25 protein-coding genes are annotated in these 26,934 nt (G+C 49.1%); 22 read left to right on the top strand and 3 right to left on the bottom strand.

Features of this window, described 5'->3' with window-relative positions:
• Nucleotides 1-2: 2 nt before the first annotated feature.
• Nucleotides 3-758, bottom strand: a complete 756-nt coding sequence (locus NtB2_RS05395; protein WP_109245926.1) for a DeoR/GlpR family DNA-binding transcription regulator — start codon at nt 756-758, stop codon at nt 3-5.
• 187 nt (nt 759-945) lie between these two features.
• Between NtB2_RS05395 and NtB2_RS05390 the strand changes: the two genes are divergently transcribed.
• From NtB2_RS05390 to rsmA, 12 genes are all read left to right on the top strand, one after another.
• Nucleotides 946-2,397 carry a CoA-acylating methylmalonate-semialdehyde dehydrogenase gene (locus NtB2_RS05390; RefSeq protein WP_109245925.1) on the top strand — a complete coding sequence of 484 codons (1,452 nt, stop codon included), beginning with the start codon at nt 946-948 and terminating at the stop codon, nt 2,395-2,397.
• A gap of 12 nt (nt 2,398-2,409) precedes the next feature.
• Nucleotides 2,410-3,249 (top strand): 5-deoxy-glucuronate isomerase, encoded by an 840-nt coding sequence (gene iolB, locus NtB2_RS05385; RefSeq protein ID WP_109245924.1) that lies wholly within the window; start codon nt 2,410-2,412, stop codon nt 3,247-3,249.
• Nucleotides 3,242-4,204, top strand: coding sequence for a 5-dehydro-2-deoxygluconokinase (gene iolC, locus NtB2_RS05380; protein WP_109245923.1), 963 nt, complete (start codon nt 3,242-3,244; stop codon nt 4,202-4,204). Before iolB ends, iolC begins: the two co-directional genes overlap by 8 nt.
• A gap of 13 nt (nt 4,205-4,217) precedes the next feature.
• Nucleotides 4,218-5,096 carry a myo-inosose-2 dehydratase gene (iolE, locus tag NtB2_RS05375; RefSeq protein WP_109245922.1) on the top strand — a complete coding sequence of 293 codons (879 nt, stop codon included), beginning with the start codon at nt 4,218-4,220 and terminating at the stop codon, nt 5,094-5,096.
• A 391-nt stretch (nt 5,097-5,487) separates the two neighbouring features.
• Nucleotides 5,488-7,095 (top strand): solute:sodium symporter family transporter, encoded by a 1,608-nt coding sequence (locus NtB2_RS05370; protein WP_109245921.1) that lies wholly within the window; start codon nt 5,488-5,490, stop codon nt 7,093-7,095.
• Between the two features lie 12 nt (nt 7,096-7,107).
• Nucleotides 7,108-7,419 carry a PTS sugar transporter subunit IIB gene (locus tag NtB2_RS05365; RefSeq protein ID WP_109245920.1) on the top strand — a complete coding sequence of 104 codons (312 nt, stop codon included), beginning with the start codon at nt 7,108-7,110 and terminating at the stop codon, nt 7,417-7,419.
• A 1-nt stretch (nt 7,420) separates the two neighbouring features.
• Complete coding sequence (iolD, locus tag NtB2_RS05360) at nt 7,421-9,340, top strand: 3D-(3,5/4)-trihydroxycyclohexane-1,2-dione acylhydrolase (decyclizing) (RefSeq protein ID WP_109245919.1); 1,920 nt, start codon at nt 7,421-7,423, stop codon at nt 9,338-9,340.
• A gap of 146 nt (nt 9,341-9,486) precedes the next feature.
• Complete coding sequence (iolG, locus tag NtB2_RS05355; RefSeq protein ID WP_109245918.1) at nt 9,487-10,479, top strand: inositol 2-dehydrogenase; 993 nt, start codon at nt 9,487-9,489, stop codon at nt 10,477-10,479.
• Nucleotides 10,480-10,491: 12 nt separating this feature from the next.
• Nucleotides 10,492-11,514, top strand: a complete 1,023-nt coding sequence (locus NtB2_RS05350) for a Gfo/Idh/MocA family protein (RefSeq protein WP_109245917.1) — start codon at nt 10,492-10,494, stop codon at nt 11,512-11,514.
• A 110-nt stretch (nt 11,515-11,624) separates the two neighbouring features.
• Nucleotides 11,625-13,553, top strand: a complete 1,929-nt coding sequence (locus NtB2_RS05345) for a fructose-1,6-bisphosphatase (protein ID WP_109245916.1) — start codon at nt 11,625-11,627, stop codon at nt 13,551-13,553.
• A gap of 9 nt (nt 13,554-13,562) precedes the next feature.
• Entirely contained in the window at nt 13,563-14,429 is an 867-nt protein-coding gene (locus tag NtB2_RS05340) for a ketose-bisphosphate aldolase (protein ID WP_109245915.1), read from the top strand.
• Nucleotides 14,430-14,541: 112 nt separating this feature from the next.
• Entirely contained in the window at nt 14,542-15,426 is an 885-nt protein-coding gene (gene rsmA, locus NtB2_RS05335) for a 16S rRNA (adenine(1518)-N(6)/adenine(1519)-N(6))-dimethyltransferase RsmA (protein WP_109245914.1), read from the top strand.
• Nucleotides 15,427-15,462: 36 nt separating this feature from the next.
• Here the strand turns inward: rsmA and NtB2_RS05330 are convergent, their stop codons facing one another.
• The gene (locus NtB2_RS05330) at nt 15,463-15,729 is read right to left on the bottom strand and encodes a bacteriocin immunity family protein (RefSeq protein ID WP_225867053.1); all 267 of its coding nucleotides are present in this window, start codon (nt 15,727-15,729) and stop codon (nt 15,463-15,465) included.
• Nucleotides 15,730-15,790: 61 nt separating this feature from the next.
• Here NtB2_RS05330 and msrA point away from each other — a divergent pair, with 61 nt between their 5' ends.
• Nucleotides 15,791-16,336 (top strand): peptide-methionine (S)-S-oxide reductase MsrA, encoded by a 546-nt coding sequence (msrA, locus tag NtB2_RS05325; protein WP_109245912.1) that lies wholly within the window; start codon nt 15,791-15,793, stop codon nt 16,334-16,336.
• A 122-nt stretch (nt 16,337-16,458) separates the two neighbouring features.
• Here the strand turns inward: msrA and NtB2_RS05320 are convergent, their stop codons facing one another.
• Nucleotides 16,459-16,893: a GNAT family N-acetyltransferase gene (locus NtB2_RS05320; RefSeq protein ID WP_109245911.1), complete on the bottom strand. Its 435-nt coding sequence runs from the start codon at nt 16,891-16,893 to the stop codon at nt 16,459-16,461.
• A 300-nt stretch (nt 16,894-17,193) separates the two neighbouring features.
• Between NtB2_RS05320 and NtB2_RS05315 the strand changes: the two genes are divergently transcribed.
• The 9 genes from NtB2_RS05315 (at nt 17,194) to yjeM (ending at nt 26,807) form a co-directional block, all read left to right on the top strand.
• Nucleotides 17,194-18,315 carry an AI-2E family transporter gene (locus tag NtB2_RS05315; RefSeq protein WP_109245910.1) on the top strand — a complete coding sequence of 374 codons (1,122 nt, stop codon included), beginning with the start codon at nt 17,194-17,196 and terminating at the stop codon, nt 18,313-18,315.
• Nucleotides 18,316-18,375: 60 nt separating this feature from the next.
• The gene (locus tag NtB2_RS05310) at nt 18,376-19,719 is read left to right on the top strand and encodes a hemolysin family protein (RefSeq protein WP_109245909.1); all 1,344 of its coding nucleotides are present in this window, start codon (nt 18,376-18,378) and stop codon (nt 19,717-19,719) included.
• Nucleotides 19,720-19,955: 236 nt separating this feature from the next.
• Entirely contained in the window at nt 19,956-20,747 is a 792-nt protein-coding gene (gene pflA / locus NtB2_RS05305; RefSeq protein ID WP_109245908.1) for a pyruvate formate-lyase-activating protein, read from the top strand.
• 49 nt (nt 20,748-20,796) lie between these two features.
• Nucleotides 20,797-21,717: a lipase family alpha/beta hydrolase gene (locus tag NtB2_RS05300; protein ID WP_109245907.1), complete on the top strand. Its 921-nt coding sequence runs from the start codon at nt 20,797-20,799 to the stop codon at nt 21,715-21,717.
• A gap of 80 nt (nt 21,718-21,797) precedes the next feature.
• Nucleotides 21,798-21,983, top strand: coding sequence for a hypothetical protein (locus NtB2_RS05295; protein WP_109245906.1), 186 nt, complete (start codon nt 21,798-21,800; stop codon nt 21,981-21,983).
• 158 nt (nt 21,984-22,141) lie between these two features.
• Nucleotides 22,142-23,086 (top strand): manganese-dependent inorganic pyrophosphatase, encoded by a 945-nt coding sequence (locus NtB2_RS05290; RefSeq protein ID WP_109245905.1) that lies wholly within the window; start codon nt 22,142-22,144, stop codon nt 23,084-23,086.
• The gene (locus tag NtB2_RS05285; protein WP_109245904.1) at nt 23,086-23,850 is read left to right on the top strand and encodes a DUF1803 domain-containing protein; all 765 of its coding nucleotides are present in this window, start codon (nt 23,086-23,088) and stop codon (nt 23,848-23,850) included. Before NtB2_RS05290 ends, NtB2_RS05285 begins: the two co-directional genes overlap by 1 nt.
• Before the next feature lie 2 nt (nt 23,851-23,852).
• Nucleotides 23,853-25,091, top strand: coding sequence for a peptidase T (gene pepT, locus NtB2_RS05280; protein ID WP_109245903.1), 1,239 nt, complete (start codon nt 23,853-23,855; stop codon nt 25,089-25,091).
• Between the two features lie 120 nt (nt 25,092-25,211).
• Nucleotides 25,212-26,807: a glutamate/gamma-aminobutyrate family transporter YjeM gene (gene yjeM / locus NtB2_RS05275; protein ID WP_109245902.1), complete on the top strand. Its 1,596-nt coding sequence runs from the start codon at nt 25,212-25,214 to the stop codon at nt 26,805-26,807.
• Nucleotides 26,808-26,934: the final 127 nt, after the last annotated feature.

The raw sequence follows: 26,934 nt of genomic DNA, 5'->3' as shown, positions 1-26,934 counted from the left end.
TTTTATTTTGCCGTCAACACCCCAATCCCGTGCTCATCAAAGAAGTCTTGGTAGGCCTGAGGAGGCTGTTGGTCTGTGATGATGGCCTGGATTTCGTCCAGTTCTGCATAGGTCATTAGTGTGGTGTGGTCAAATTTGGAGTGGTCGGCCAAAAGATAGATTTCGTGGCTCTTCTGGCAGATGTTTTGCTTGATGCGTTGCTCGAGGGAGTCAGAATTGCTCAGGCCGTTTTCAAGGCTGACACCGGTGGCGGCCATGAAGGCCTTGTTGATATTGATATTGGTCAGGTCCTGGCTGGGTGAGAGCTCGACAAAAGAGCGGGTGCTGTGCTTGTAGATGGCCCCAATCAGGATGAGACGAAAATTTGGAAGCTGGGTAAAAAAGTCAACCACATCAAGATTATTGGTCAAGATCGTGCAGTTGATGGTCTTGTCAATATAGGGGAGCATCTGGCTGGTCGTCGTCCCTGAGTCGATGAAGATAATGTCATCCTCCTGGATCAGGCTTGCTGCGAGTCTGCCGATTTGAGCCTTGGCGTCAGCCTGGATGCGGTTCCTGAACGTATAGTCTAAGAGGGCATTGTGCAGGCTTTTCACGCCCCCATAGACCTTTTCAATCTTGCCCGAAAGTGTGAGCTCATTGATGTCACGCCTGAGCGTGTTCATAGAAACCTGAAATTTTTCTTCGAGTTCCTTATAAGAAACGCTTCCTTGTTCTAGAATAAAGCGTTCGATTTCCTCGATACGTTTCGCTTTCATTAGTTGTACCTCATTTTTTCTGATTCTATTATACCTAAAAAAATAATTTTTTGCACAAATTACAGTGATTTCAAATAAAATATAATATAAAGTTGCTCAAAAAACACTCAAAAACTAATCAAAAAATCTTGACAAACTGGAAAGATGGGTTTATAATGACCTTGTATTTAGAAAATAGGAGGAAAATATGAGCAAATTAAAGAACTTTGTTGCTGGAAGCTGGCTGGACAGCAAGACGGACGAATTTGAAGCTGTCTATAATCCGGCGACCGAAGAAGTCCTAGCTGAAGTCCCGATATCGACCAGAGAAGAATTGGACGAGGCTGTTGCCAAGGCTGAAGAAGCCTTTAAGACTTGGAGTAGGGTCGATGTCATCAAGCGGGCCAGAATCATGTTTAAGTTTCATGAGCTGATTCTTGAGCATAAGATGGAACTTGCCCAAATCATCACCAAAGAAAACGGCAAGTCCATCGGCGAAGCACTGGGCGAAGTCGGGCGTGGCCTTGAAAACGTTGAATTTGCAGCGAGTGCTCCCAGTATGATGATGGGCGACAGCCTCTCTGCGGTCGGGACGGACGTCGAAGTGACCAACTATAAATATCCGGTCGGCGTGGTCGGCGGGATTGCTCCCTTTAATTTCCCCATGATGGTGCCTTGCTGGATGTTTCCGATGGCGATTGTCTGTGGCAATAGCTTTGTCCTCAAGCCTTCTGAAAAGACACCGATGCTTGCCAGCCGCTTAGCGGAATTGCTGGCTGAAGCTGGCCTGCCTGATGGGGTCTTCAATATTGTCAACGGGGCTAAGGATGTGGTCAACGGCCTCCTTGAAAATCCAGCCGTCAAGGCCATCTCTTTTGTAGGCTCAAAAGGGGTCGGTGAATATGTCTACAAGACAGGGACAGCAAATCTTAAGCGGGTCCAGGCTTTGACTGGGGCTAAAAACCACACGATTGTTCTCAAAGACGCCAATATCGACGTGACCGTCAAAAACGTGATTTCTGCCGCCTTTGGTTCAGCCGGCGAACGTTGCATGGCCTGTGCTGTGCTGGCGATCGAAGCTGCCATCTATGATGACTTTATGGAGGCCCTGGTCAAGGCGACCAAAGCCATCAAAATTGGTAACGGCCTTGAAAAAGATGTCTTCCTTGGCCCAGTGATTCGCAAGGAAAATCAGGAGCGGACACTGGCCTATATTGAAAAAGGCATCAAGGAAGGGGCGACTTTGCGGCTGGACGGCCGTGAGAAGAAGTTTGACAAGGGCTACTTTGTGGCTCCGACCATCTTTGAAAATGTGACGCCTGAGATGAGCCTCTGGACCGACGAAATCTTTGCCCCTATTCTCTCTGTTGTCAAAATCAAGAACCTCCAAGAAGGGGTCGAGCTGGCTAACTCGCATACGCTGGCCAACGGGGCCTGCCTCTTTACTAATAATGCCAGCAGTATCCGTTATTTCCGTGAAAATATCGATGCCGGTATGCTGGGCGTGAATCTCGGCGTGCCTGCACCTGTCGCCTTCTTTGCCTTTTCAGGCTGGAAGGACAGCTTCTATGGCGACCTGCACTGTAATGGCAAGGATAGCATCGAGTTTTATACCCATCGTAAGGTCGTGACAGCACGCTATCCTAAGGAAGACATCTAAAAAGGAGGAGTCATGGTTGTTTTGAAACGCACAGTCATTGGCTTTGAAACTGATGACAAGGTCAAGCTCCTTCATCATATCAGCAAGGAAAATTCAGCCTTTGATTGGATTGAAGCCCAGGTCTTTGAAATGAAGGCGGGCGGACGATTTGCCAGACAACTTGACGGCTATGAGGCCTGTTTGGTGGCTCTGGCAGGTCAATACAAGATTTCAGACGGCGAGCAGACTTTTGATAAAGTCGGGACTCGTGAGTCTGTCTTTGACAAGATTCCGACGGATGCGGTTTATATTCCTGCGGGTAAGCAAATCAGTATTGAGGCGAAAAAGGCAGGGAAAATCATCATCTGTATGGCTCCGTCTAAGGATAAGGAGCGGAAAAGCCAGCTGATTTCTGGAGCTCAGAACTCGATTGAGCACAGAGGAGCCTTTAACAATCTGAGGACGGTCCATAATATCTTAGACGATGAGAGTCCGATTTCAGATAAATTGCTGGTGGTTGAGGTCTACACGCCCTCTGCCAACTGGTCGAGCTACCCGCCCCATAAGCATGACCAGAATAATTATCCTGAGGAGACCCTGCTTGAAGAAGCCTATTATCACGAGATGAAGGGGGATGGAGGTTTTGTCTTTCAGCGGGTCTATACGGATGACGGCCTAATCGATGAGACCATGACCGTCCAAAATGAAGAGATGGTGCTGGTGCCGATTGGCTATCATCCCGTCTCTGTGCCGGACGGTTATGAGAGTTATTATCTCAATATCATGGCTGGCCCAATGAAAAAATGGAAATTCCATAATGCCAAAGAACATGAATGGATTATTGAACGCAATCGAAAGGAGAATGATGGCTAAGCAATTTCACTTTATTGCCATAGGACGAGCTGCGATTGACCTGAATGCAGTTGAATATAACCGCCCGATGGAGGAGACCAAGACCTTTAGCAAGTATGTCGGTGGCTCGCCGGCCAATATCGCTATCGGAGCCTCTAAGATGGGCTTGAAAACAGGTTTTATTGGCAAGCTCGCTGATGACCAGCACGGTCGTTTTATCCAGTCCTATCTTGAAGGGGCGGGCGTGGATACGCAGGGCCTTGTGACCGACACTGAAGGCCACAAGACAGGCCTTGCCTTTACAGAAATCAAGAGCCCGCAAGAATGCTCGATTCTTATGTATCGGGATGAGGTGGCTGACCTCTACCTTTATCCAAGCGAGGTCTCAGAGGACTATCTGAAGCAGGCTGACTATCTCCTGATTTCTGGGACGGGCCTGGCTCAGAGTCCTTCTCGGGAGGCGATTCTAAAGAGCCTGCTCTTGGCTAGAAAAAATGGCCTTAAAATCATCTTTGAGCTGGACTACCGGGAATATACCTGGAAGTCAGCAGAAGAAACGGCGATTTATTACCAGCTCGTGGCCCAGCAGTCGGATATCATTATCGGGACCCGAGATGAGTTTGATGTCTTAGAAAACCATTTGGGAGGCGATAATGAAGCAAGCGTGAAGGCCTTATTTAAGCACCAGGCCGAACTCATTGTCATCAAGCATGGTGTGGAAGGCTCTTATGCCTATGAAAAGAATGGCAAGGTCACACGAGGCAAGGCCTACAAGGCCAAGGTTCTCAAGACCTTTGGGGCAGGCGATTCTTATGCGGCGGCCTTTATCACGGCCCTGGTCAATGGCGAAAGTATTGGGACCGCACTCAAGTACGGGGCGGCGTCAGCTGCGATTGTCGTGAGCAGTCATTCATCATCTGAAGCCATGCCAACGATTGAAAAAATTAAAGCTCTGATTGCAGAGCAGGATAAATAAATAGGAGGATTTTATGAGCATCAAGTTAGGAATTTGCCCGATTGGCTGGACCAATGACGACCTGCCAGAGCTGGGGTCAGAAAACACTTTCCAACAGGCCATCAGTGAGATGGCACTGGCCGGATTTACAGGGACGGAAATCGGCAATAAGTATCCCAAAGAGCCTGCAGAGCTCAAGAGCTATCTGGAGCCTCGGGGCCTGTCGATTGCCTCAGCCTGGTTTTCAGCCTTTGTGATTGCAGACTTTGAAGCGACCAAACGAGATTTTATCCGCCATCGTGATTTCCTACATGCCATGGGCTCAAAGGTCATCGTGGTTTCCGAACAGACCCACTCTATCCAGGGCCAGGAGCGGAGCATCTATGATGAAAAGCCGATCTTTACTGAGGCAGAATGGGAGCAGTTGACCAGAGGGCTCGAAGAACTCGGCGAGCTGGCCCAGGAAAAGGACATGGCCATCGTCTACCATCATCATATGGGGACGGGGGTCCAGACGACAGAAGAGATTGAGCGCTTGATGGAAAATACAGACCCGGCCAAGGTCAGCCTCCTCTTTGATAGCGGCCATCTGGTCTTCTCAGGCGAAGATCCGCTCTATATCTTTAATAAGTATGCTGACCGGATCAAACACATCCACTTAAAAGACATCCGTCAAGAGCGGATGGAGGATGTCCGGGCCCAGCACAAGTCCTTCTTGACCGGTGTAAAAGAGGGAGTATTTACAGTGCCCGGCGACGGGATGATTGATTTCAAGCCTATCTGGGAGGCCATCAGAAGCTCAGGATATGCTGGCTGGATGATGGTTGAAGCAGAACAAGACCCGGCCAAGGCCAATCCCTTTATCTATGCCAAGAAGGCCAGGGTCTATATCAAGGCAGTGACGGGGCTTTAAGGAGAAAGGAGTGCTTTCTAGTATTCCTTGGGCTGTAGACAAAGCTCGTTGCCTTCCAGAAATTCTGCAAAAAGCACTGTGATGCCATCTCCTTGGCTCTGCCACTAGGTTCTCCATGCTCGCTAAGCTGCTAAAGCAGCAAGTCGCATGGGGCAAGCAAAGCTTCGCTTTCATTGCTAACTGTCGAGCCTAAGGTCTCGCCAGTTGCCTTATTTCACAGCGTTTTAGCAGAATTTCTTTCACTCCACTTCTAGCATTTAGCTAAAAAATTCCGCCTAGAAGAGGAGATGTCTACACTTTTGGAAATGCTAGAGTAGCATCAGGTCAATCAAACCGCCTAAAAAATTTCAAAAGAAATGTAATCGCTTACCACTATTAAGGAGGGTGCTGAATGAATAATTTATGGACCATCATCAGCTTTTTCGTCATCGTAGGGGGCATCTGGATTTATGCCTACCGCAAGTCAAAACGGGTCAATATCCAGACCGCTGAAGGCTACTTCATGGGTGGCCGCTCCCTCGGCGCTGTCAATGTGGCTGGGGCCATCATCCTGACCAATCTCTCAACCGACCAGATGGTCGGGGAAAACGGCCAGTCCTATCAGGCTGGCATGCAGGTCATGGCCTGGGAGGTCACAGCGACCATTGCCATCGTGGCCTTAGGTCTGATTTTTATCCCGAAATACTTTAAGTATGGGATTGATACGGTGCCTGACTTCCTCGAAATTCGCTATGATACGACCATCAAACGCATCATGTCGGCCCTCTTTATCATCACCTATATCGCTTTATTCTTGCCGGTCCTCCTTTATTCAGGCGCCCTGGTCTTCAATGAAATCTTCCATGTTGATAAGATTCTGCACACCAGCCAGCTGGTCGCTGTCGTCGCCATTTGTATCATCGTGGGTCTCGTAGCCATCCTATACCTGCTGATGGGCGGCCTGGCCTTGACCGCCCAGTCTGATACCATTTATTCTATTGGTTTCCTGGTTGGTGGCCTTCTGGTCCCTATCCTTGGCTTGGTCTATCTGGGCCATGGCAACTTTATCGGGGGTGTCGAGCAGGTGGTCTATCACTCGCCTGTCTCTGGCCTTCTCAATTCACTAGGGCCAATTGATTCTAAGTTTGTCCCTTGGCCGGCCCTCTTTACCGGGATGCTGGTCAACAACCTTTACTTCTGGTGTACCAACCAGATGATTGTCCAAAAGGCCTTTGCAGCCAAGAATCTCGAAGCTGCCCAAAAGGGGACGATGATTCTCGGTGGCTACAAGATTTTCGGTGCCTTGTTCCTAGTCTTTCCAGGTGTCATTGCCAGAAATATCTTCGGCGACCAATTTCTGGCCCATCCAGACAATTCTTATCCGGCCCTCTTGATTCAGGTCATGCCACAGGTCCTGACAGGTATCTACGGGGCGGTCATTCTGGGCTCTGTCCTCTCCAGCTTCTCAGGTGCTCTGAACTCACTCGTCACCCTCTTCTCGCTTGACTTTTACAAGGGCATGATTAATAAAAAAGCGACGGACGAGCAGGTGGCCAGAAACGGGAAGCTTGCGACCATCGTGGTCGGTCTGATCTGTATCGCCATTGCGCCATTTATCACCTATGCACCGGCAGGCCTCTATCAATTCATCCAGCAGTTTAATGGCCTCTACAATGTACCATTGTTGGTCATCATCCTCTTTGCCTTCTGGTCTAAAAAGGCGACCGCCTTCTCAGCCAAGGTCATTATCCCGGTCCACATCGTGCTCTATGTCATCGCCCTCTTTGCCTTCCCAGAATTTAACTTCTTGTACACACTGGGCATCCTCTTTGTCCTTGAGGCAGTGATCATGTGGTTGATTCCAAAATTCCGTCCCCAGGCAGACTTTCATCTGGAGACCTACAATACCAAGGTGGATATGACCCCCTGGCGACATGCCAAGACGGTCGGGATTATTTCTATCCTAGTCGTGCTTGCCATTTATGCCTTCTTCTCACCACTTGGCATTGGAAACATGTAGAAAGGAAGCCTTATGAAAACAGTACTGATTATCTCAGAACGGGGGATTTCAGCCAGTAATCTTTTATTTAAGCTGGCAGAGAGCATCCACGAAGAAGATCTAGCCCTCGATATTGACTATGTTTCTTTTGGTCACATCAAGGAAAAGCTGAGCAAGAAGGCCTATGACCTCTTGCTGATCACGCCACAGGTCAGTCGCCATCAGGCAGAGATGGAGGAGCTCATGGCTGGACCAGCTTCTGGCCTGAAAAATCTGGTCATCTCTGACGACGACTTTCACTTTATGAATATTCCACATATTTTAAGGCAAATAAAGGAGGCTTAAAATGCCGAAAACCATTCGATTGACAACCGCCCAGGCCCTCATCAAGTTTTTGAACCAGCAGTACATTGCCTTTGATGGCAAAGAAGAAGCCTTTGTAGAGGGCATCTTCCATATCTTTGGCCACGGGATTGTGCTAGGTCTTGGCGAGGCCTTAGAAGAAGACCCCGGCCACTTGACGACCTATGCAGGGAAAAACGAGCAGGGGATGGCCCTCGCCGCCATTGCCTATGCCAAGCAAAAAAAACGCCGTAAGATTTTTGCCGTGTCAGCAAGCTCAGGGCCTGGCTCTGCCAATATGCTGACGGCAGCAGCGACTGCCTATGCCAATAATATTCCGGTCCTGCTTTTGCCGGCAGATACCTGGGCGACCAGACAGCCTGACCCAGTCTTACAGCAGGTCGAAAATCCCCTGTCGACAGCCATTTCGACGAATGATGCCTTCAAGCCCTTGTCTCGCTACTGGGACCGGATTGAACGGCCAGAACAGCTGATGTCTGCTATGATCAAGGCCTTTGAAGCTTTGACCTCTTGGGAAAATGCAGGGCCGGTCACGATCTGCCTGCCTCAGGATGTCGAGGGGATGGCCTATGACTATCCGGTCGACTTCTTTGAGAAGAAGGTCCATTATCTGGACCGACGACCTGCGACAGGGCGTGAGCTGGATGTTGCTGTAGAGCTGATTAAGTCTGCTAAGAAGTCGGCCGTCATCGTCGGTGGTGGGGCCAAGTATTCTGAGGCTGGCGAGGCCATCAAGGCCTTTGCTGAGCAGTTTGATGTCCCACTGGTCATGACCCATGCCGGCCAGTCGACGCTTTTGTCGGATGAAAAATATAATATGGGGGGTGTCGGCGTCCTTGGGACCTCGTCAGCTAATCAGGCTGTGATGAATGCTGACCTTATCATTGGCATCGGGACCCGTTACAACGACTTTGTCACGGCCTCAAAAAGTCTCTTTGACTTTGAGCATACCCAATTTATCAATATCAATGTCAGCCGGGTCCAGACCTATAAATTTGCCGGCCATTCGATTGTCGCAGATGCTAAAGAGGCTGTCACAGCCCTGTCAGAACGCCTCACAGGCTATCGGTCAAGCTGGGGAGGCATTCTCCAGGAATGGAAGCAGGAATGGGAGCTTGAGCGTGAACGGCTGGCCGGGATTCATTATACGGGCCAGGACTTTGAGCCTGAAATCGCCGGGCATTTTACAAGTGAGCATCTGGACGACTACAGCAAGACGCTGAGGACGCATCTGACGCAGACTGAGGTCTTTCTGGCTTTGAACGAAGCCTTGGATGACGATGCGGTCATCGTGACCTCAGCAGGCTCTCTGCCAGGCGAGTTTCAGCGACTCTGGAAGAGTAAATCGCTGAATTCTAATCATCTGGAATATGGCTACTCTACGATGGGCTACGAGATTGCAGGGGCCTTTGGGGCCAAGCTGGCTGAGCCTGACCGGGAGGTCTATGCCTTTGTAGGCGACGGCTCCTTCCTCATGCTTCACACAGAAATCGTGACCGCCCTCCAATACAGCAAGAAGACCAACGTCCTCCTCTTTGACAATGCCGGTTATGGCTGTATCAATAACCTACAGATGGAGCATGGCGAGGCCTCAAATGGGACGGAGTGGCTCGACCATCAGGGCAAAATCATGAACATTGACTATGCCAAGGTGGCCGAAGGCTATGGCCTGAAGACCTACCATATCCACAGTCTTGAAGAACTCCGTGAAGCAGTAGAAGATGCCAAAGGTCAAGACAAGTCGACCCTCTTTGACATCAAGGTCCTGCCAAAGACCATGTCAGGCGACGCTGTCGGTTCCTGGTGGAATGTCGGCATCTCAGAAGTCTCCAGCCTTCCAGCCGTTCAGAAGATGTCAGACCAGAAGCTAGAAGAACGGAAGTCTGCCCGGCAGAACTACTAATCGAACAAGTTTGTAATGGCGCAGTTTTGAGACCCTGCCAGCAGTTATATCAGCCTAGTGTCGGAGCCATGAAGAAGGCCACAGCATGCTTTAGTCAGATTTTTAGAACGCAAGGCCAGTTATCAAAAAATGAACAGGAGAATAAAATGACAAAAATCAAAATCGCAATCATCAGTTACGGCCGAATTGGCAAGGTCCACATGAAGAATCTGGCCATCAATCCTGACTTTGAAGTGGTCATGGTCTGTGACATCATTGAAGACCCTGACTTTAAGGAGGACTATCCAGCTATCCCTTTTGTTAAAGACTATGATGAGGTCCTGGCCAATCCAGCAGTCGAAGCCGTTCTCATCGGTACGCCGACGAAATTCCACCCCTCACAAATCATCGCAGCGGCCAAGGCTGGCAAGCACATTTTCTGTGAAAAGCCGGTCGGCTCTGAACTCGATGAAATCATGGAAGCTTACGAAGCTGTCAAAGAGGCCGGTGTCAAGTTCCAGCTGGGCTTTAACCGTCGCTTTGATGACGACTTTCTCAATATCAAAGCGCGGATTGCTGAAATTGGCGAACCTCAGATCCTGAAAATCACCTCTCGTGACCCTGGCATGCCCCCGCTTGACTATGTCAAGGGCTCCGGTGGTCTCTTCATGGATATGGCCATTCATGACTTTGACATGGCCCGCTACATGTTTGGCGAGGTCAAGACGGTCTCAGCCAAGGGGGGAGCCCTGATTGACCCAGCAATCACTCAATATGACGACATTGATACGGCCATCACGACACTGACCTTTGAAAATGGGGCCATGGCCGTCGTTGACAATAGCCGACAGGCGGTCTATGGCTATGACCAACGCCTGGAAGCCTTTGGGAGCAAGGGGATGCTAGCCAACAGCAACCACACAGACCACAACACAATCTTCTCAGGCTCTGACCATATCCAATCTGGCAAGCCACAGCTTTTCTTCTTAGAACGTTATCTTAAGAGCTATGACACAGAGCTCAAGTTCTTTGCTGACAGCATTAAGAACAATGCTCCAATCGCCTGTAGCTTTGAGGACGGCATCATGGCCGTCAAGATTGCCAAGTCGGCCAAAGAAGCTCTAGTGACAGGCCAAACGATTGCCATTGAAAAAATCTAATGGGGTAAAAAAATGACAAAAATTAAGATTGCAAGCATCGGTCTGGGGCGTCTCGGTATGGTTCACACCCAGCACCTTTCTGAACTCAAAGAAGAGGTCGAACTACTGGCCAGTTTTGCCCTCGATGACGCCCAGCTTGATTATGCCAAGGAGCATTTTGGAATCAAGCCCTACAAGGACTGGAAGAAGATGATTGATGAAGAGCCACTAGATGCCATCGTGATTACTTCGCCGACAGCTTTTCATCCTGAGATGACAACCTATGCCTTAAATGCTGGTCTCCACGTCTTTTGTGAAAAACCGCTTGGCATCAATATGGATGCGGTCGAGGAGATGGTCCATGCCGTCAAAGACCATCCGAATCAGATTTTCCAGCTGGGTTTCATGCGACGTTTTGACCCTTCTTATCAGGAGGCTAAACGCATGCTGGATGCGGGCGAGCTGGGCGAGATTCTCTATTTGCGGGCCTACGGGATTGACCCGATTTCAGGCATGGAGAGCTTTGTGAAATTTGCTAGCGACAATGACTCTGGTGGCGTCTTTTTGGACATGGCCATTCATGACATTGACCTGGTCCGCTGGTTTACCGGCCAAAACCCCAAGAAGGTCTGGGCTGTGACGAACTCAATCGCAGAGCCCAAGTTAGAAGCGATTGGCGAGGTCGATATCGGTGTAGCCAATCTGGAGTTTGAGCGGGGGATGATGGCAACGATTGTCGCCGGTCGTTCTGCCAGCCACGGCAACCATGTCGAATTTGAAATTATGGGCAGTAAGGGCTGGATTCGGATTGGTCAGGAGGCTAATCCCCACTATAGCACCCTTTTTACGCAAAAGGGCATCGTCAAGCCTTACATGCAGAGCTTTCCAGAGCGTTTTAGCCAGGCCTTTGTAGCAGAGCTTAAGGCCTTTGCAGAGGCGGTCAAGGTCGGAAGTCCTTCAGAGATTGGAGCTAATCTGGAAGACGGCCTAGAAAGCCTGAAAATCGCTGAAGTCGCAAAAATTTCAGCCGAAAAAGATGAAATTGTCAGTCTTTAATTTTTCAAGCAATGATAATGTAAGCGATTAAAGGATGTGCTATAATGGCGGTGTCTAGGCCAGCAATCACTATAAAAACTGGCTCAATACAAAAGAAATCAGGGACTAGCATGCCATCAAAAAACCAAGAAAAATACTATCGTCTCCTCAAAGAAGCCTATCCCAGCAGGGAAAAGGTCCTGACAGAAATCATCAACCTCAGTGCCATTTGTGAATTGCCCAAGGCGACAGAGCACTTCATGAGCGATGTTCACGGCGAATATAGGGGCTTTGATTCGGTCTTGCGACGGGCCTCGGGTGGTATCAAGGAGAAGCTCAGAGAACGCTTTCCCAGCCTCAGTTTTTGGGAGGTCGAGCAGATTTCTGCCATGATTTCCTATCCTGAGGAGACACTAAGCTCGCAGGAGGCAGAGCTCTCGGCTGAAGCCTTTGAAGACTGGGGCCGGCAGATGCTCCAGCATCTTTTGCGGGCGACCTATATGGCCGGCGAAAAATACAGCCGTTCCAAGTTGAGAAAGGCCCTGCCAGAGCAGTTTTCCTATATCCTGGAGGAGCTACTGACCGAGCTGGAGTCGACCGGAGACCGGCATGACTATTTTCAGGCCATTGTCAATAAGCTCCAGGAGCTCGACCAGCTCAAGCCCTTGTTGATTGCCTTGTCCGACAGTATCCGTAGGCTCTCGATTGACCAGCTCCATATCGTGGGCGACATCTATGACCGGGGGCCTTATCCGGACAAGATTATCGACGAGCTCATCGCCTTTCCTTCGGTGGATATTCAATGGGGCAATCACGATATTGCCTGGATGGCGATTATGGCGGGCTCAAAGTTGGCCATGGTCAATGTCATCCGGATTTCTGCCCGCTATGGCAATCTGGAGGTCCTGGAAAACAGCTATGGCGTGAATTTGAGGCCACTGATGGACTATTCTTCCCGCTATTACCGGGACGCTGAGAAATTTGCCCCAAGATTGCCCAAGGACACGGCAATGAGTGGCCAGGAGAAGAGTTTATTGAACCGCCTCCAGCAGGCGACGGCGATGCTTCAGTTCAAGCTTGAAAGTCAGCTGATTCACAGACGGCCTGATTTTAAGATGGCCGGCCGTGATTTGCTCTATTTTATCGACATTGAAAAAGGGCTGGTCGAGCTTAACGGCAGGGACTATCCCCTCCATGATTTTCAGGCCCCGACCATCGATTGGAATCGTCCCAATCGCCTGACAGCTGAGGAAGAAAGCCTACTTGACCTGCTCATGGAAAATTTCCTGGCTTCGGTCAAGCTGAGAAAGCATGTTGATTTTCTCCTGGAAAAAGGGGGCATGTACCTGAAATACAACGGCAACCTCCTGATTCACGGCTGTCTGCCCCTGGAAGAAGACGGTAGCTACAAGGCCTTTGAGCTGGAAGGCAAGTCCTATGCTGGCAAGTCCCTGCTGGACTTCTTTGACGGCCAGGTCCGCCTGAGCATGCAGTATCCTGAGACGACGGATGATTTGGCGACCGACCTCATGTGGTATCTCTGGACGGGCGAGAGCTCCTCGCTTTTTGGCAAGGAGGCCATGACGACCTTTGAGCGTTATTATATTGAAGACAAGGCGACACATCATGAAAAGAAAAATCCTTATTATCAGCTGAGGGAAAATCGGAAAATCATTGAGAAAATCCTGGCTGACTTTGGCCTGGACCCTGAAAAAGGCCATCTGATCAACGGCCACACGCCCGTCCATGAAAAAGACGGCGAAAATCCGATTAAGGCAGAAGGCAAGATGATTGTCATTGACGGTGGTTTCTCAAAGCCTTATCAGGCAGTCACTGGCCGGGCTGGTTATACCCTCCTTTGCAACAGCTGGGGCCTTCAGCTGGCCGTCCACAATAAGCCAGAAGGCGAGCTGGACCAGACCTTAGGCATGATTACCGTCAAACGCCTGGTCGATAAGGTCGACCGACGTCAGCGGGTCAAAGACACGACCATCGGCCAGCAACTGCTTGAAGAAATCAAAGACCTGGAGTATCTATATGCAAATTATGAGAAATATTAGGAGGTGCCGATGCATCCTATTAAACATGAAATCCAAAAGGCCGAGCGGGCTGGCTATGCCATAGGAGCCTTTAATAGCATCAATCTGGAGTGGATGCAGGCGATTCTAAGGGCGGGAGAAGCAACTGGTCAGCCGGTCATCCTTCAGACCTCTGTCCCGCCAGTCGCCTACATGGGTGGCTTGGGGCTGGTCAAAAGCCTCTATGACCATCTTCTGGAAGCTCTTGAGATAAGCGTTCCTGTCGCCCTCCATCTCGACCACGGCGATGCAGAGACTGTCAGGCAGGCCATTGCCGTCGGCTATGACTCGGTCATGTTTGACGGATCCCATCTGCCGATGGCGGAAAATCTTAGATTGTCGGCCGAGCTGATTGAGTTGGCCCAGGCCCATGACGTTTTGATAGAGTGCGAGGTCGGCTCGATTGGAGGCTCTGAGGATAATATTTATGGAAAGGGAGAGATTGCCTCTTTAGCCGATGCCAAAGCCATGGCAGACCTTGGGCCGGATTACTTGGCGGTTGGCATTGGCAATATTCACGGCCGTTATCCAGAGGACTGGCCAGGGCTTGATTTTGATCAACTCAAGATTCTGAAGCAGGGCCTGGGAGACCTTCCCCTCGTTCTCCACGGGGCCTCCGGCATTCCAGACGACCAGATTAAGCAGGCCATTAAGCAAGGCATCAGCAAGGTCAACGTCAACACCGAATGCCACCTGGCCTTTAGTACTGCCATGATTGATTATGTCCATGAATTTGAAAGCCATAAGGAAGACTACCTCAACAAGAAGTACTACGAGGGGCGGCATTTCCTGTCGGCGGGCTATCAGGCGGTCGAAGACAAGGTTAAAGAAAGAATTGAGCTTTTCAGCCGGATTTAGGCGGGGAGCTTTTTCTTTATTTGATAGAAGGGGATGATATCACTTCCTAACAAGCTCATCAGTAAAATGATGGAAAATTGTCGTTTCCTTCTTTTTACGTTATAATAAGCTCATGACTGAAACAGATATCAAACGCATTGCCAATATCATCCGGACCCAGGATATTCTACGACGGCATGATTTTAATTTTAAGAAAAAATTCGGACAGAACTTTCTGACCGATGGCAATATTCTCAGTAAAATCACGGAGGCAGCAGAGCTCTCAAAGGAAGTCAATGTCATCGAGATTGGCCCAGGGATTGGCTCGCTGACCCAGTATCTGCTTGAAGAATCAGCTGAGGTCATGGCCTTTGAAATCGATAAGACCCTGATTCCGATTTTAGAAGAAACCCTGGCTGATTATGATAATTTCCAACTTGTTAATGCCGATATCTTGAAGGTCGACCTCAAGGCTGAAATCGCAAAATTTAAGAATCCTGACCTGCCTATCAAGGTCGTGGCCAACCTGCCTTACTACATCACGACCCCAATCCTGATGGCCCTGATTGAAAGCAAGATTCCCTTTGCTAGCTTTGTGGTCATGATGCAAAAAGAGGTCGCTGACCGAATTGCAGCAAAGCCGAATACCAAGGCCTACGGCTCCCTCTCAATCGCCGTCCAATACTACCTCAAGGCAGAAGTAGCCTTCAATGTCCCAAGGACTGTCTTTGTGCCGGCTCCTAACGTCGACTCGGCCATCCTTAAGATGACCCGGCTTGACCAGCCTGCCGTCGATGTCCCTGATGAAGACTGGTACTTCCGCTTGATGAAGCTCAGCTTTGTTCATCGCCGGAAGACCCTGCTCAATAACCTCCAGTCAGCCTTTGGCAAGGACCGCAAGGAAGAAATCCTGGGCTTGCTGGACAGGGCTGGCATCTCGCCAACTGCCCGGGCTGAGAGCTTTGATTTGGAAGATTTTGCCAAGCTCTCGATTGCTCTGTTGCCGATGAAAGATTAAAAAAAGCCAGTCTTTAGGACCTGGCGTTTTTCTTTACTACCACTTAGGCGTAACAGCCCCAGCACCCCGCCCAAAAAGGCCGGACTGACTCGTGATTTTCTTATAAAAGTCGTTGACCATCGGGGTCAGATTTCGCCTGAGGGCGAGGGGGCGGAGGTCGGCTTCGAGCTTAGAGAGGGCCTTTCCAAGCGGCTGGCCGGCCTCGATATCTGCCTTGGCTGCCAGTAAAAGCCCCCGTTCAAAGTCCCGGATATGCCGGCTCAGTACCAGGTTATAGATGTCGTTCAAGATTTCAGTTTTCATTGTTATCATCTTATCACATTTGCTGTTATAATGGAGGCAAGATATTTAGGAGGTGTTTATTATGGCAATAGAACGTGCAATCTTCGGCGGCGGCTGCTTTTGGTGTATGGTCGAGCCCTTTGACCAGAAGCCCGGCGTCATCTCAGTATTATCGGGCTTCTCAGGGGGACATGTCGACAATCCCACGTATGACCAGGTTATTGGCCACTATACCGGCCACGTCGAAGTCGTTGAGATTCTCTTTGACAATGAAAAACTCAGTTATCAGGAGCTGCTCGATATTTACTGGAGTCAGGTCGACCCGACCGATGCTGATGGGCAATTTCTTGACCGGGGGGACAACTATCGGCCTGTGATTTTTGTCGAGTCTGAGGAACAAAAAAAGCTGGCCGAGGCCAGCAAGGCAGCAGTTGAAGCCTCAGGCATCTACAACAAGCCGATTGTCGTGGCAATCGAGCCGGCATCAACTTTTTGGCCAGCCGAAGACTACCACCAGGACTGGTACAAGCGAAATCCAGAACGCTATCATCTCATGCATAAGACCCGGGACCGGATTATTGCGGGCCGTAAAGTGAAGAGTAAGTTTTTTGGCTTGTTTGGGAAATAAATGTCCGGGGATAGTTATTCTCATCTCCCCAAAAGCCGCTAACTGTCTGCAAAATGCAGTAGCAGCCCTTCTTTTTAACTAGCAAGAAAACAGAAAAATAGGCTTCTCTCTATTAGAAAGGCCTATTTTTTAACCATCGTCACATGCATAATCCCCGCCTCCTCAAAGACCTCTCCCTCAGCCTCAAAGCCAAAGCCATCATAAAAAGGCTTGGCCGTTAGCTGGGCGTGGAGGACGAGCGGGCTAATATTTTCTTGTTTAGCAAAATCAATCAGGGCCTGCAAAATCTCACTGCCATAATGCTGGCTCCGATAAGCCTTGAGGACAGCCATTCGTTGGATGACGGCAGAGCCGTCTGCTTGCTTCAAAAGTCGCACGGTGGCGATGGCATGGCCATCCACACAGCCGATAAAATGCACGCTCTGGGCCTCGTCGGCTGGGTTTTCAACCTCCAGCCGGTAGGGCACGCCCTGCTCTTTGACAAAGACTTCATTGCGGATTTTTAGAGCCTCAAAATAAATGTCGCTCATGGTATCCCGGGTCTGTTTGATTTGCATAAGTCCTCCTTGATTTGCTTATAAGTCTTGCTTTTATTATAATATATTTATTACTCAAACGCATATTAATAATAAGCTTTTCATGCTCTATTCTTCAAAAATAGGCTTCTATCAAAATGATAGATTCTTAGTGGAATGGAGGAAACCAGGGAAAGCTACTATGTAAAAGGCAAATGGTGAGACTGAAAGGCTCGACATTTAGCAATGAAAGCGAAGCTTTGCTTGCGTGCCACATAGTAGCTTTCCCTGGTTTCCGCAAATGGAGCAGTATTATATAAATTTTCAATTAGATAGGAAGCCATGTTTAGAAACTCAAAACTCTTTTTTTGGACCATAGAAATCCTGGCCGTCGCGGCCTTGATTTTCATGCTGAGCCGAATTGGCTGGGTCTTTGACCCCATTCGGACCATGCTGGCCCTGCTCTTTATCCCCTTGATCATTGCAGTCTTTCTCTACTATGTCTTCCATCCCCTTGTGGCCTGGTTGCATCGCAAGTTCAAGGTGCCGACGACCCTGAGCATCCTTTTGATCCTCTTGCTCCTCGGGGCAGGCCTCGTCTTGATTGTCCTGGCTGTCGTGCCTGCCTTGATCAACCAGCTGACTGGCCTGATCAACATGACGACCCGGGCCTATCCTGAGGCCAGAGAGTGGATTCTCTCCCTCTCGCAGGACCCTCGTTTTGCGACCCTCTACAAACAGCTCGACGTGACCAGTCTGATCAACAACATCAACATTTCCTATACCGATGTCCTGCAAAATATCCTGCAGAGCCTGACCATCTCAGTTGGCTCGATTGTGGGTGTGGTGGTGTCTGTCGTCAGCGTCCTGATTCTGGTGCCGATTTTCCTTTATTATATGCTCAAAGACGGCCACAAGCTCATGCCCTTCCTCAAGGAAAATGTCCTCAGAGAGGACAAGTGGCATCTGCTTGGCCTCATGAGAAATATGAACGAAACGATTTCCCGCTATATCTCTGGTGTGGCGATTGATGCCGGCCTGATTTTCATTTGTATTTTTATCGGCTACCTGATCATAGGAATTCCTTATGCCTTTATCTTTGCCTTGTTCTCAGCCATTACCACGCTGATTCCTTATGCTGGGCCTTATATCGGTGTCCTGCCAATGCTTGTGACCGTGGTCTTTATCCACCCTTGGCTGGCCTTGATTGCTGTGATTTATGTCCTGGCTCTGGAGCAATTAAACGGTAATCTGATCTATCCGAAGATTGTCGGTAATGCGGTCAAGGTCCACCCTGTGACGGTCATGGTCCTCATGCTGGTTTCAGGTAGCCTCTACGGCATCCTTGGCATGATTATCGCTGTGCCGGTTTATACGCTGGTCAAAGAGGTCGTCAAATTTGCCGTCGCCCTCTACCGCAATCTCAAGCGGGAGAAAAGCTTAAAGATTAAGCCTGATCTGTGATATAATAGCTTTAATTAAAGTAATAAATTTATTAAAACACCTTAAAAACTAGGAGAAACAATGTCCCACCCCGACCCCGAAAGTCTTTCGATACTGATACAACTCGCCGTCCTCATCCTTTTGACGGCCCTCAATGCCTTCTTTTCAGCCAGTGAAATGGCACTGGTCAGCCTGAGTCGCTCCCGTGTTGAGCAACGGGCGACCGAGGGAGACAAGGCCTATGCCAATCTCCTAGCTGTGATTGACAATCCGACCCAATTTCTGTCTACGGTCCAGGTCGGCATTACCTTCTTGAACATCGTGGCCGGTGCCAGCCTAGCAGATAGCCTGGCGGCTGAGCTCTCGCCTCTGATTGGCCAGTCAGCCCTGGCCCAGACGGCAGGGAAAATCATCATCCTGGTGCTTTTGACCTTCTTTACCATTGTCTTTGGTGAACTCTTTCCAAAGCGAGTGGCACAGGCTATGAAGGAGCGGGCAGCACTCAGACTTGTCAAGCCCCTCCAGTGGGTCGGCATTATCCTACGACCATTTATCTGGCTCTTGACCATCTCGATTAACGGCCTTTCAAAAATCATTCCCATCAAGTGGGATGAAAATGGCGATAATATGACCCGAGACGAGATGGAATACCTTGTGAGTACAGATGAGACGGCTCTCGACGAGGAAGAGCGGAACATGCTGGCTGGGATTTTCTCGCTTGACGAGCTTCTGGCCCGTGAAATCATGGTTCCTCGGACAGATGCCTTCATGATTGACATCAATGTGCCCTCAAGAAAAAATATCGAGGCCATCCTCAATGAAGCCTACTCCCGCGTCCCTGTCTACGATGGTGATAAGGATAATGTCATCGGGATTCTCCATACTAAAAGACTGCTTAAATACGGCTTTGAAAATGGCTTTGACGGCATCGACATCCGTGACATGCTCCAGGAGCCAGTCTTCGTCCCTGAGACCATCAACGTCGATGACCTGATTCTCGAGCTCCGCCGGACCCACAACCAGATGGCCGTCCTCCTCGATGAATACGGGGGTCTGGTCGGCCTTGTTACCCTCGAAGACATGATTGAAGAAATCGTCGGCGAAATCGAAGACGAGTCTGACGTTGAGCAAAAAGAATTCCACAAGCTGACCGACACCATGTATGTCGTCCAAGGCAAGATGACCTTGAACGACTTCAACGACGAGTTTGATACCCACCTTGAAAGCAAGGACGTCGACACCATCGCCGGCTATTTCCTCGCTGTCACTGGCCAAATCCCTGAAAAGGGTGAACAAATCGTCTGCATGGTCGAAAATCCCGACGACCACCTCAGCCTGACCAGCTTAGAAATGGATGGCAAGCGGGTTGTGAAGCTCCGGGTTGAGTTTCTTGAGCCTCTTGTGGTGGATGAGGAAGAGGAATAAAAGAATTTTATATAGTCTGTGCTTTTTAATAAAGTGAAAGAAAACAGGCTGTTGAGCTATGAAAAGGCAAGTCTGGAGACCTTAGGGCTCCAGACTTAGCAATGGAAGGGCCTAGCCCTTCGCTTGCGGGCCATAGCTCAACAGCCTGTTTTCTGTAACGAAATGAAAGCGTTCAAGAATTCATTTGATAGAAAGCCAATAAAACGCTATAATTAGGGATAAGCAAAGGAGCTCTTATGACTAAAAACATAGATGAACTCAAACAGGTCACTGGCCTGATCCACTCTACAGAAAGCTTTGGGACCGTCGACGGCCCTGGTGTGCGTTTTGTCATCTTCGTCCAAGGTTGCCGGATGCGCTGCAAGTACTGCCACAATCCCGACACCTGGGCCATGAAATCCGATAAGGCAACGACTCGCACGGTAGAAGATGTCATGGAAGAAGCCCTGCGCTTCCGAGGCTTCTGGGGCGATAAGGGTGGTATCACTGTCTCAGGTGGTGAGGCCCTCCTCCAGATTGATTTTGTGACCGCCCTCTTTACTTATGCCCAATCCCTCGGCATCCACACTACGCTGGACACGGCCGGCCAGCCCTATCTGACCGACCCTGAAGTGACCGAGAAGATTGACGCCCTGCTGGACGTTACAGACCTCGTTATGCTGGACATCAAGGAAATCAATCCTGAGCGACACAAGGCCCTGACCGCCCAAAAGCTGGACAATATTCTAAAATTTGCAGAACATCTCTCAGAACGTGGCAATCCCATGTGGATCCGCCATGTCCTGGTGCCAGGCGAGTCTGACTTTGACGAAGACCTGGTCGAACTCGGCAAATTTGTTAAGACCTTGAAAAATGTCTTGAAATTTGAGATTTTACCCTACCATACCATGGGAGAGTTCAAATGGCGTGAGCTGGGCTGGAAGTATCCCCTTGAAGGTGTAAAGCCACCGACATCCGCCCGTGTGGCCAATGCCAAGGAGCTGATGGACACGGAGTCTTATCAGGACTATTTGGAACGTATTCGATAAATCCCGATTTCACGGGATTTTTTTCTTGCTTTTTGTTAAGATAAAATCAATGAGAAAAAGAGAAAAAATCATCCTAGCAGGCCTTGCTAGCTATGGCCTGGTCAAGCTTTTGAAGCGGGGCCTCTCAAGGCGGAAACGCTCCCTGCTCAATCAAGGCCGGGCAGACCAAGCGATAGCGTCCACCCGCTATCCGATTGTCCTGGTCCACGGTATCTTCTTTAGAGACTCCCAGCTCTTTGACTATTGGGGAAGAATTCCGGCTGAGTTAAGGAGCAACGGAGCCCAGGTTTTTCACGGCAAGCAGGACTCGACGGTGCCGATAGCGATTGCAGGAGAGCAATTAAAGGCACGTATCTTAAGCATTTTAGAGCTGACTGGGGCCGATAAAGTCAATATCATCGCCCATTCTAAAGGCGGTTTGGACAGCCGTTATGCAATTTCAAAGCTAGGCCTGGCCGAATATGTCGCCAGCCTCACAACGGTAAATACGCCACACCGGGGCTCGGTCTTGGCCAATGAAATCCTCTCTAAAACGCCCAGCCAGCTGGTGGAGCGATTAAGCCGGCATTACGAGAGCCTCTTGACTAGGCTGGGCGACCAAAAGATTGACCTGATTGCCAGCCTAGAGGACCTGACGCCCGAGCAGGCCACCGCCTTTAATCTTGAGGTTCTTGACCATCCGGCCGTCTACTATCAAAGCCTGGGCTCAAAGCTGGCTGGCCCTCTGGCTTCTACCAGTATTTTTGGCCTAGGCTATCAGATTATTAAGCCTCTGGCGGGCGACAATGACGGCCTGGTCCCACTCGATTCCATGCCCTGGGGCAATTATCTGGGCACGGTCACGCCAATTGGCCGACGTGGCATTTCCCACGCCGACATGGTTGACCAGGCAAAAAAAGACTACGAGGACTTTGAGGTCTTGGAATACTACGTCCAGCTGGTCGCTGACTTGAAGGCCAAGGGCTTCTAGTATTTTATTTTTGATTCTAAACTTTTCATGAGATAATGAAATAAAGATTAAAAATGAATCAAAAGGAAAGGATAAAGATTATGACAAAAACAAAATGGACCTGGGAAGAACTCGAAGTAAAAAACATGTCTGAACATGTGATGACAGAAGGAACAGAGGGCTGGGAGACAGTCGATGACGAGCCTGGAGCCCATAAGGAGCACCGCCGAATCAGCCGTTTTGGCCGGACCAGCCATCGATTTAATCAGCGCAAGAGCGGGCGTTAGGCCTGTATGAAGAAGCTTTAAGACAAAAAATGACGACCGCCCCAGGCGGTTTTTTTAAGGCTTTCAAAAAAGGAGCAGGCTCCAACTAATGAAAGCGTGCAAAAAAAGCCAAATTTTGCTATAATAATCACGATTGAATAAATATAAAGGAGACAGCTATGTCTGATAAAATTTTTGTCTTTGGCCATCAAAAGCCTGATACTGACGCGATTGGCTCATCTTACGGTTTTTCTTACCTGAGCAATCACCGCAAGGTCGGAGCCCTCAACACTGAAGTCGTTGCCCTCGGTACACCCAACGAAGAAACTCAATTCGTCCTGGATTACTTTGGTGTTGAAGCTCCTCGTGTAGTAGAATCTGCTAAGGCTGAAGGCGTGGACACGGTCATCTTGACAGACCACAATGAATTTCAACAGTCAATTTCAGATATTGCTGAACTCAATATCTACGGCGTGGTTGACCACCACCGTGTGGCCAATTTTGAAACGGCCAGCCCCCTCTTTATGCAGGTTGAACCTGTCGGCTCTGCCTCATCGATTGTCTACCGCAAGTTCCTTGAAGCTGACGTAGAAATCCCTCGTGAAGTGGCTGGACTCCTGCTCTCAGGCCTGATTTCAGACACCCTCCTCTTGAAGTCACCAACGACTCATCCCACTGACCACAAGGTCGCTGAAGAACTGGCTAAAATCGCTGGTGTCGACCTTCAAGAATACGGTCTTGCCATGCTCAAAGCTGGTACCAACCTTGCCTCTAAGACAGCTGACGAACTCATTGACATCGATGCCAAGACCTTCGAGCTCAACGGCTCTAAGGTCCGTGTGGCCCAAGTCAACACTGTTGACATCAATGAAGTCCTCGAACGCCTGACAGAAGTCAAGACCGCCATCAAGAGCTACATGACTGCTGGCGACTTTGACGACTTTGTCTTCATGATTACTGATATTGTTAATTCAAATTCAGAAATCGTCGAAATCGGCTCACATGCTGACAAGGTCGAAGCAGCCTTCCACTTCAAGCTTGAAGACGACCATGCCTTCTTGGCAGGTGCTGTGTCTCGTAAGAAGCAGGTCGTACCACAGCTGACAGACGAATTTAATAAATAATGCCCGTCCAAATTTTTGGCGGGAACAAGCTGACTCGCTCGCCCTTCTTTCTGGCATTGATTGAATTTCTTAGAGAAGAAAAATCCCTCCGAGAGATACACAAGGCTTTTGAAGATACCCGCAATCTCGACCGCCAGCTAGACCAGCTGATTTCAGCCGGCCTGGTCATCCGGAGCGAGAAACGTTATCGGCTGGGTTTTCCCATCTTTACTGATGGCGACTTCAAGCTGGAGCCGACAGCCCTTGCCCCATCCAGGCTGAGCTATGACGGCCCCATCTTTATTGAGGCGGGGAGCAGGCTTGCCGAGCGACTCAGTCAGAGCCTGATTTACCAGACACTGACAAATGAGACCAACAGCGTCAAGCTCCATTTTATTAGTCGCTTTGACCATGGGACAGAGAACCTCTTTAACTATTTCTACAAGTTAGAAAAGGAGCTCCCCCTCAGTCCCTTTGAAGAAGAGGTCTACCAAATCCTGGGCGACGTCGACCCTGAATACTGCCTGAAGTACATGACGACCTTCCTCTTGCGTTTCTTAAAGAAGGAGTCCATCAATGTTTCAAGGCCGGATATCTTCGTCCGGACACTGGAAAAATATGGCATGATTGAGAAGACAGGCGAAAAGTCTTACATGCTCAAACAAAGCTTCCAGGCAGAAGAAGAGCTCCCCGTCCAGACCTTTACGGACCCTAAGGCCTTCATCCAGGCTCAACTGGCCCAACAACAAACAAGCGTTCATGATTATTTATCTATAGGAGGATAAAAATGAAATATGACAAACTCTTAGACCGCTTTCTTGACTATGTCAAAGTCAACACCCGATCTGACGAAACATCAACAACAACCCCAACCACCCAGTCACAAGTCGACTTTGCCCACAAGCTGGCAGATGAGCTCAAAGCCATCGGTGTCCAAGACGTTCACTATCTTGAACACAACGGCTATGTGGTCGGGACGATCCCAGCGACGACGGACAAAAATGTCCGCAAGATTGGCTTTATCAGCCACATGGACACAGCAGATTTCAACGCTGAAGGCGTGAATCCTCAGATCTTCGAAAACTACGATGGCTCAGTCATCAAGCTCGGCGATACTGAGTTTACGCTTGACCCAGCAGAATTTCCAAATCTGAACAACTACCATGGCCAAACCCTCATCCACACTGACGGTACAACCTTGCTCGGTGCAGATGACAAATCAGGTCTTGCTGAAATCATGACGATGGCAGACTACCTGCTCAATGTCAATCCTGACTTTGAACACGGTGAAATCCGTATTGGTTTCGGTCCTGACGAAGAAATTGGGATTGGTGCTGACAAGTTCGATGTCGAAGACTTCGACGTTGACTTTGCCTATACAGTCGATGGTGGACCGCTCGGTGAGCTGGAATATGAAACCTTCTCAGCTGCCGGTGCAACCATTGAATTCCAAGGGAAGAACGTTCACCCTGGTACTGCCAAAAATATCATGGTCAATGCTTTGCAACTGGCCATCGACTTCCACAACGCCCTGCCTGACTTTGACCGGCCTGAAAAGACCGAAGGCCGCGAAGGTTTCTTCCACCTCCTCAAGATGGAAGGGGCGCCTGAAGCTGCCTCATCTGCCTATATCATCCGTGACCACGACAGCGAAAAATTCGCTGAGCGTAAGGCATTGATGCAAGAAATTGCTGACAAGATGAATGCAGAGCTCGGTCAAGAACGGGTAAAACCTGTCATCAAAGACCAGTACTACAACATGGCTGAGATCATCAAGAAGGACATGTCCATCATCGACCTGGCAGAAGAAGCCATGAAGAATCTGGGCATCACGCCTAAAATTGAAGCAGTCCGTGGTGGTACAGATGGCTCTAAAATCAGCTTCATGGGTATTCCTACACCGAACCTCTTTGCAGGTGGGGAAAACATGCACGGTCGCTACGAGTTTGTCAGCCTCCAGGCCATGGAAAAAGCAGTGGATACACTGCTTGAGATCTTGAAGTTAAACAACAAGGTCACAAAATAACATTATTATTGCTAACTTTCTGAGTCGTCCTCTGGACGACTTAGTTTAGTTATTGTGTGGTTTTTTCACGCAATTATATAAAATTCTGCTCAATCGAGAGCATTTCAAAAAGGAGACAACATGTCTGATAAAACAAAAGGTAAGTTAGGTCTTGCGGGCTTGGCCCTCATGATCTTTACCTCAGTCTACGGGTTTAACAATATCCCGCGTGCCTTCTATATGATGGGCTATGGTGCCATTCCTTGGTATATCATCGGTGGTATCGGCTTCTTCCTACCTTTCGCCTTCATGGTGACAGAACTTGGTTCTGCCTTCAAGGACGAAAAAGGTGGGATCTACTCATGGATGGAAAAGGCCGTAGGCCCAACCTTCGCCTTCATCGGTACTTTGATGTGGTACCTCTCATACGTCGTATGGATGGTTAATATCTCATCTGGTATTCTGGCCCCTCTGGGTGCAGCCATCTTCGGTGATGCTTCTATCATCAACAGCATTGCCCCATGGATCATGTCACTCTTGGGTGTCCTGGTCATCTCACTCGTAACCTTCTTCTCATCATTTGGTCTGAATGCCATCAAGAAGGTGACTTCTATTGGTGGTGTGGCCGTGCTTGCATTGAATGCCCTTCTCTTGATTGGTGCAGTCATTGTCGTGATTGCTCAAGGTCATCCAACAATGCCTATCGACCTGCATGCCCTGACGACCTCTCCAAACCCAACCTTTGACAACGGCTCTATTATTGGATTCTTTGCATTTATAGTCTTTGCCGTCTTTGCTTACGGTGGTGTTGAAGCCGTTGGTGGTTTGGTTGATGAAACTGAAAACCCTAAGAAGAACTTCCCTAAGGGTGTCATGATGTCAGCTGTTATCATCGCCGTCGGTTACTCACTCATGATTTTCTTGATCGGTCTTTTCTTAGACTACAAGACAGGTGGGGCCTTCTGGGAAGGTGTTAAATCAAGTCAATACAACTTCGGTAATGCCTCATATGTCATCATGGACTTCCTTGGACAATCCCTCGGACATGCTTTTGGTATGAGTAACAGTGGTGCTCACTTGATTGGTAACATCTTCCAACACTTTATGGGACTCTCTATCTTCCTTTCACTTATGGGTGCCTTCTTTACCTTGATTTACTCTCCTGCAAAACAAATCGTTTCAGGAACACCAGAAAAACTCTGGCCTGGTAAACTTGGTAAGTTGGATGAAAAAGGCATGCCACGCAACCTGATGATGGTCCAATGGGCAATCGTTGTTATCATCATCTTGATCGTCATGGTCGTTAACCTGGCCGGTGGCCAAGACGGGCAACATGCGACAGCCATCTTCTTCACGATTTTGACGAATATGACCAACGTCGCTTTGACCTTGCCATACCTCTTCATCGTCTATGCCTTCGCCCGCTTCAAGTTTAATCATCACATCAAGAAGCCATTTGAAATCTACAACAAGGCATGGGCTCTGATTGCAACCGTCGTTGCCCTAGTCGTCCTCATCTTTGCCGATGGCTTTACTGTTTTGCAACCATTGATCCAGCCTTCATCAGTTGAAGGCACAGGTCTTTCTCCAATCGTGTCCTTTGCGACCATGGTCGGAGGCCCGCTTGTCTTTGCCATCATCGCTATCGCCATGATGCAAGTCTACAAGTCTAAACACCCTCAAGAATACGCAGCCCTCCATGAATTGGATGCGTCTGAAGTTTCAGAAGAAGAATAATGGCTCTTTGTCAAATCGTGTGGGATTTAAAATCTCAAAGATAATAGGTAACCTCGGTTGCCTATTTTTTTATATGTTCATAAGGAATACCCGTTTCCTAAAGTTTCTAAAAGTCCTGAAACCAAAC

It is taken from the genome of Lactococcus termiticola, assembly GCF_003116835.1.
GTDB lineage: Bacteria > Bacillota > Bacilli > Lactobacillales > Streptococcaceae > Lactococcus > Lactococcus termiticola.
Note: the sequence above shows the minus strand (reverse complement) of the source record. Positions and strands in the feature narration are given on the sequence as shown.

Excerpts from the sequence above, each read along its gene's own strand:
- NtB2_RS05370 (WP_109245921.1), top strand. The coding sequence starts at position 5,488 with ATGAATAATTTATGGACCATCATCAGCTTTTTCGTCATCGTAGGGGGC.
- iolC (WP_109245923.1), top strand. The coding sequence starts at position 3,242 with ATGGCTAAGCAATTTCACTTTATTGCCATAGGACGAGCTGCGATTGAC.
- pepT (WP_109245903.1), top strand. The coding sequence starts at position 23,853 with ATGAAATATGACAAACTCTTAGACCGCTTTCTTGACTATGTCAAAGTC.
- NtB2_RS05310 (WP_109245909.1), top strand. The coding sequence starts at position 18,376 with ATGTCCCACCCCGACCCCGAAAGTCTTTCGATACTGATACAACTCGCC.
- NtB2_RS05395 (WP_109245926.1), bottom strand. The coding sequence starts at position 758 with ATGAAAGCGAAACGTATCGAGGAAATCGAACGCTTTATTCTAGAACAA.
- NtB2_RS05290 (WP_109245905.1), top strand. The coding sequence starts at position 22,142 with ATGTCTGATAAAATTTTTGTCTTTGGCCATCAAAAGCCTGATACTGAC.
- iolG (WP_109245918.1), top strand. The coding sequence starts at position 9,487 with ATGACAAAAATCAAAATCGCAATCATCAGTTACGGCCGAATTGGCAAG.
- rsmA (WP_109245914.1), top strand. The coding sequence starts at position 14,542 with ATGACTGAAACAGATATCAAACGCATTGCCAATATCATCCGGACCCAG.
- NtB2_RS05330 (WP_225867053.1), bottom strand. The coding sequence starts at position 15,729 with ATGAAAACTGAAATCTTGAACGACATCTATAACCTGGTACTGAGCCGG.
- NtB2_RS05295 (WP_109245906.1), top strand. The coding sequence starts at position 21,798 with ATGACAAAAACAAAATGGACCTGGGAAGAACTCGAAGTAAAAAACATG.
- NtB2_RS05285 (WP_109245904.1), top strand. The coding sequence starts at position 23,086 with ATGCCCGTCCAAATTTTTGGCGGGAACAAGCTGACTCGCTCGCCCTTC.
- NtB2_RS05390 (WP_109245925.1), top strand. The coding sequence starts at position 946 with ATGAGCAAATTAAAGAACTTTGTTGCTGGAAGCTGGCTGGACAGCAAG.
- NtB2_RS05345 (WP_109245916.1), top strand. The coding sequence starts at position 11,625 with ATGCCATCAAAAAACCAAGAAAAATACTATCGTCTCCTCAAAGAAGCC.
- NtB2_RS05365 (WP_109245920.1), top strand. The coding sequence starts at position 7,108 with ATGAAAACAGTACTGATTATCTCAGAACGGGGGATTTCAGCCAGTAAT.
- NtB2_RS05340 (WP_109245915.1), top strand. The coding sequence starts at position 13,563 with ATGCATCCTATTAAACATGAAATCCAAAAGGCCGAGCGGGCTGGCTAT.
- NtB2_RS05315 (WP_109245910.1), top strand. The coding sequence starts at position 17,194 with ATGTTTAGAAACTCAAAACTCTTTTTTTGGACCATAGAAATCCTGGCC.
- NtB2_RS05300 (WP_109245907.1), top strand. The coding sequence starts at position 20,797 with ATGAGAAAAAGAGAAAAAATCATCCTAGCAGGCCTTGCTAGCTATGGC.
- msrA (WP_109245912.1), top strand. The coding sequence starts at position 15,791 with ATGGCAATAGAACGTGCAATCTTCGGCGGCGGCTGCTTTTGGTGTATG.
- iolD (WP_109245919.1), top strand. The coding sequence starts at position 7,421 with ATGCCGAAAACCATTCGATTGACAACCGCCCAGGCCCTCATCAAGTTT.
- yjeM (WP_109245902.1), top strand. The coding sequence starts at position 25,212 with ATGTCTGATAAAACAAAAGGTAAGTTAGGTCTTGCGGGCTTGGCCCTC.
- pflA (WP_109245908.1), top strand. The coding sequence starts at position 19,956 with ATGACTAAAAACATAGATGAACTCAAACAGGTCACTGGCCTGATCCAC.
- NtB2_RS05320 (WP_109245911.1), bottom strand. The coding sequence starts at position 16,893 with ATGCAAATCAAACAGACCCGGGATACCATGAGCGACATTTATTTTGAG.
- NtB2_RS05350 (WP_109245917.1), top strand. The coding sequence starts at position 10,492 with ATGACAAAAATTAAGATTGCAAGCATCGGTCTGGGGCGTCTCGGTATG.
- iolE (WP_109245922.1), top strand. The coding sequence starts at position 4,218 with ATGAGCATCAAGTTAGGAATTTGCCCGATTGGCTGGACCAATGACGAC.
- iolB (WP_109245924.1), top strand. The coding sequence starts at position 2,410 with ATGGTTGTTTTGAAACGCACAGTCATTGGCTTTGAAACTGATGACAAG.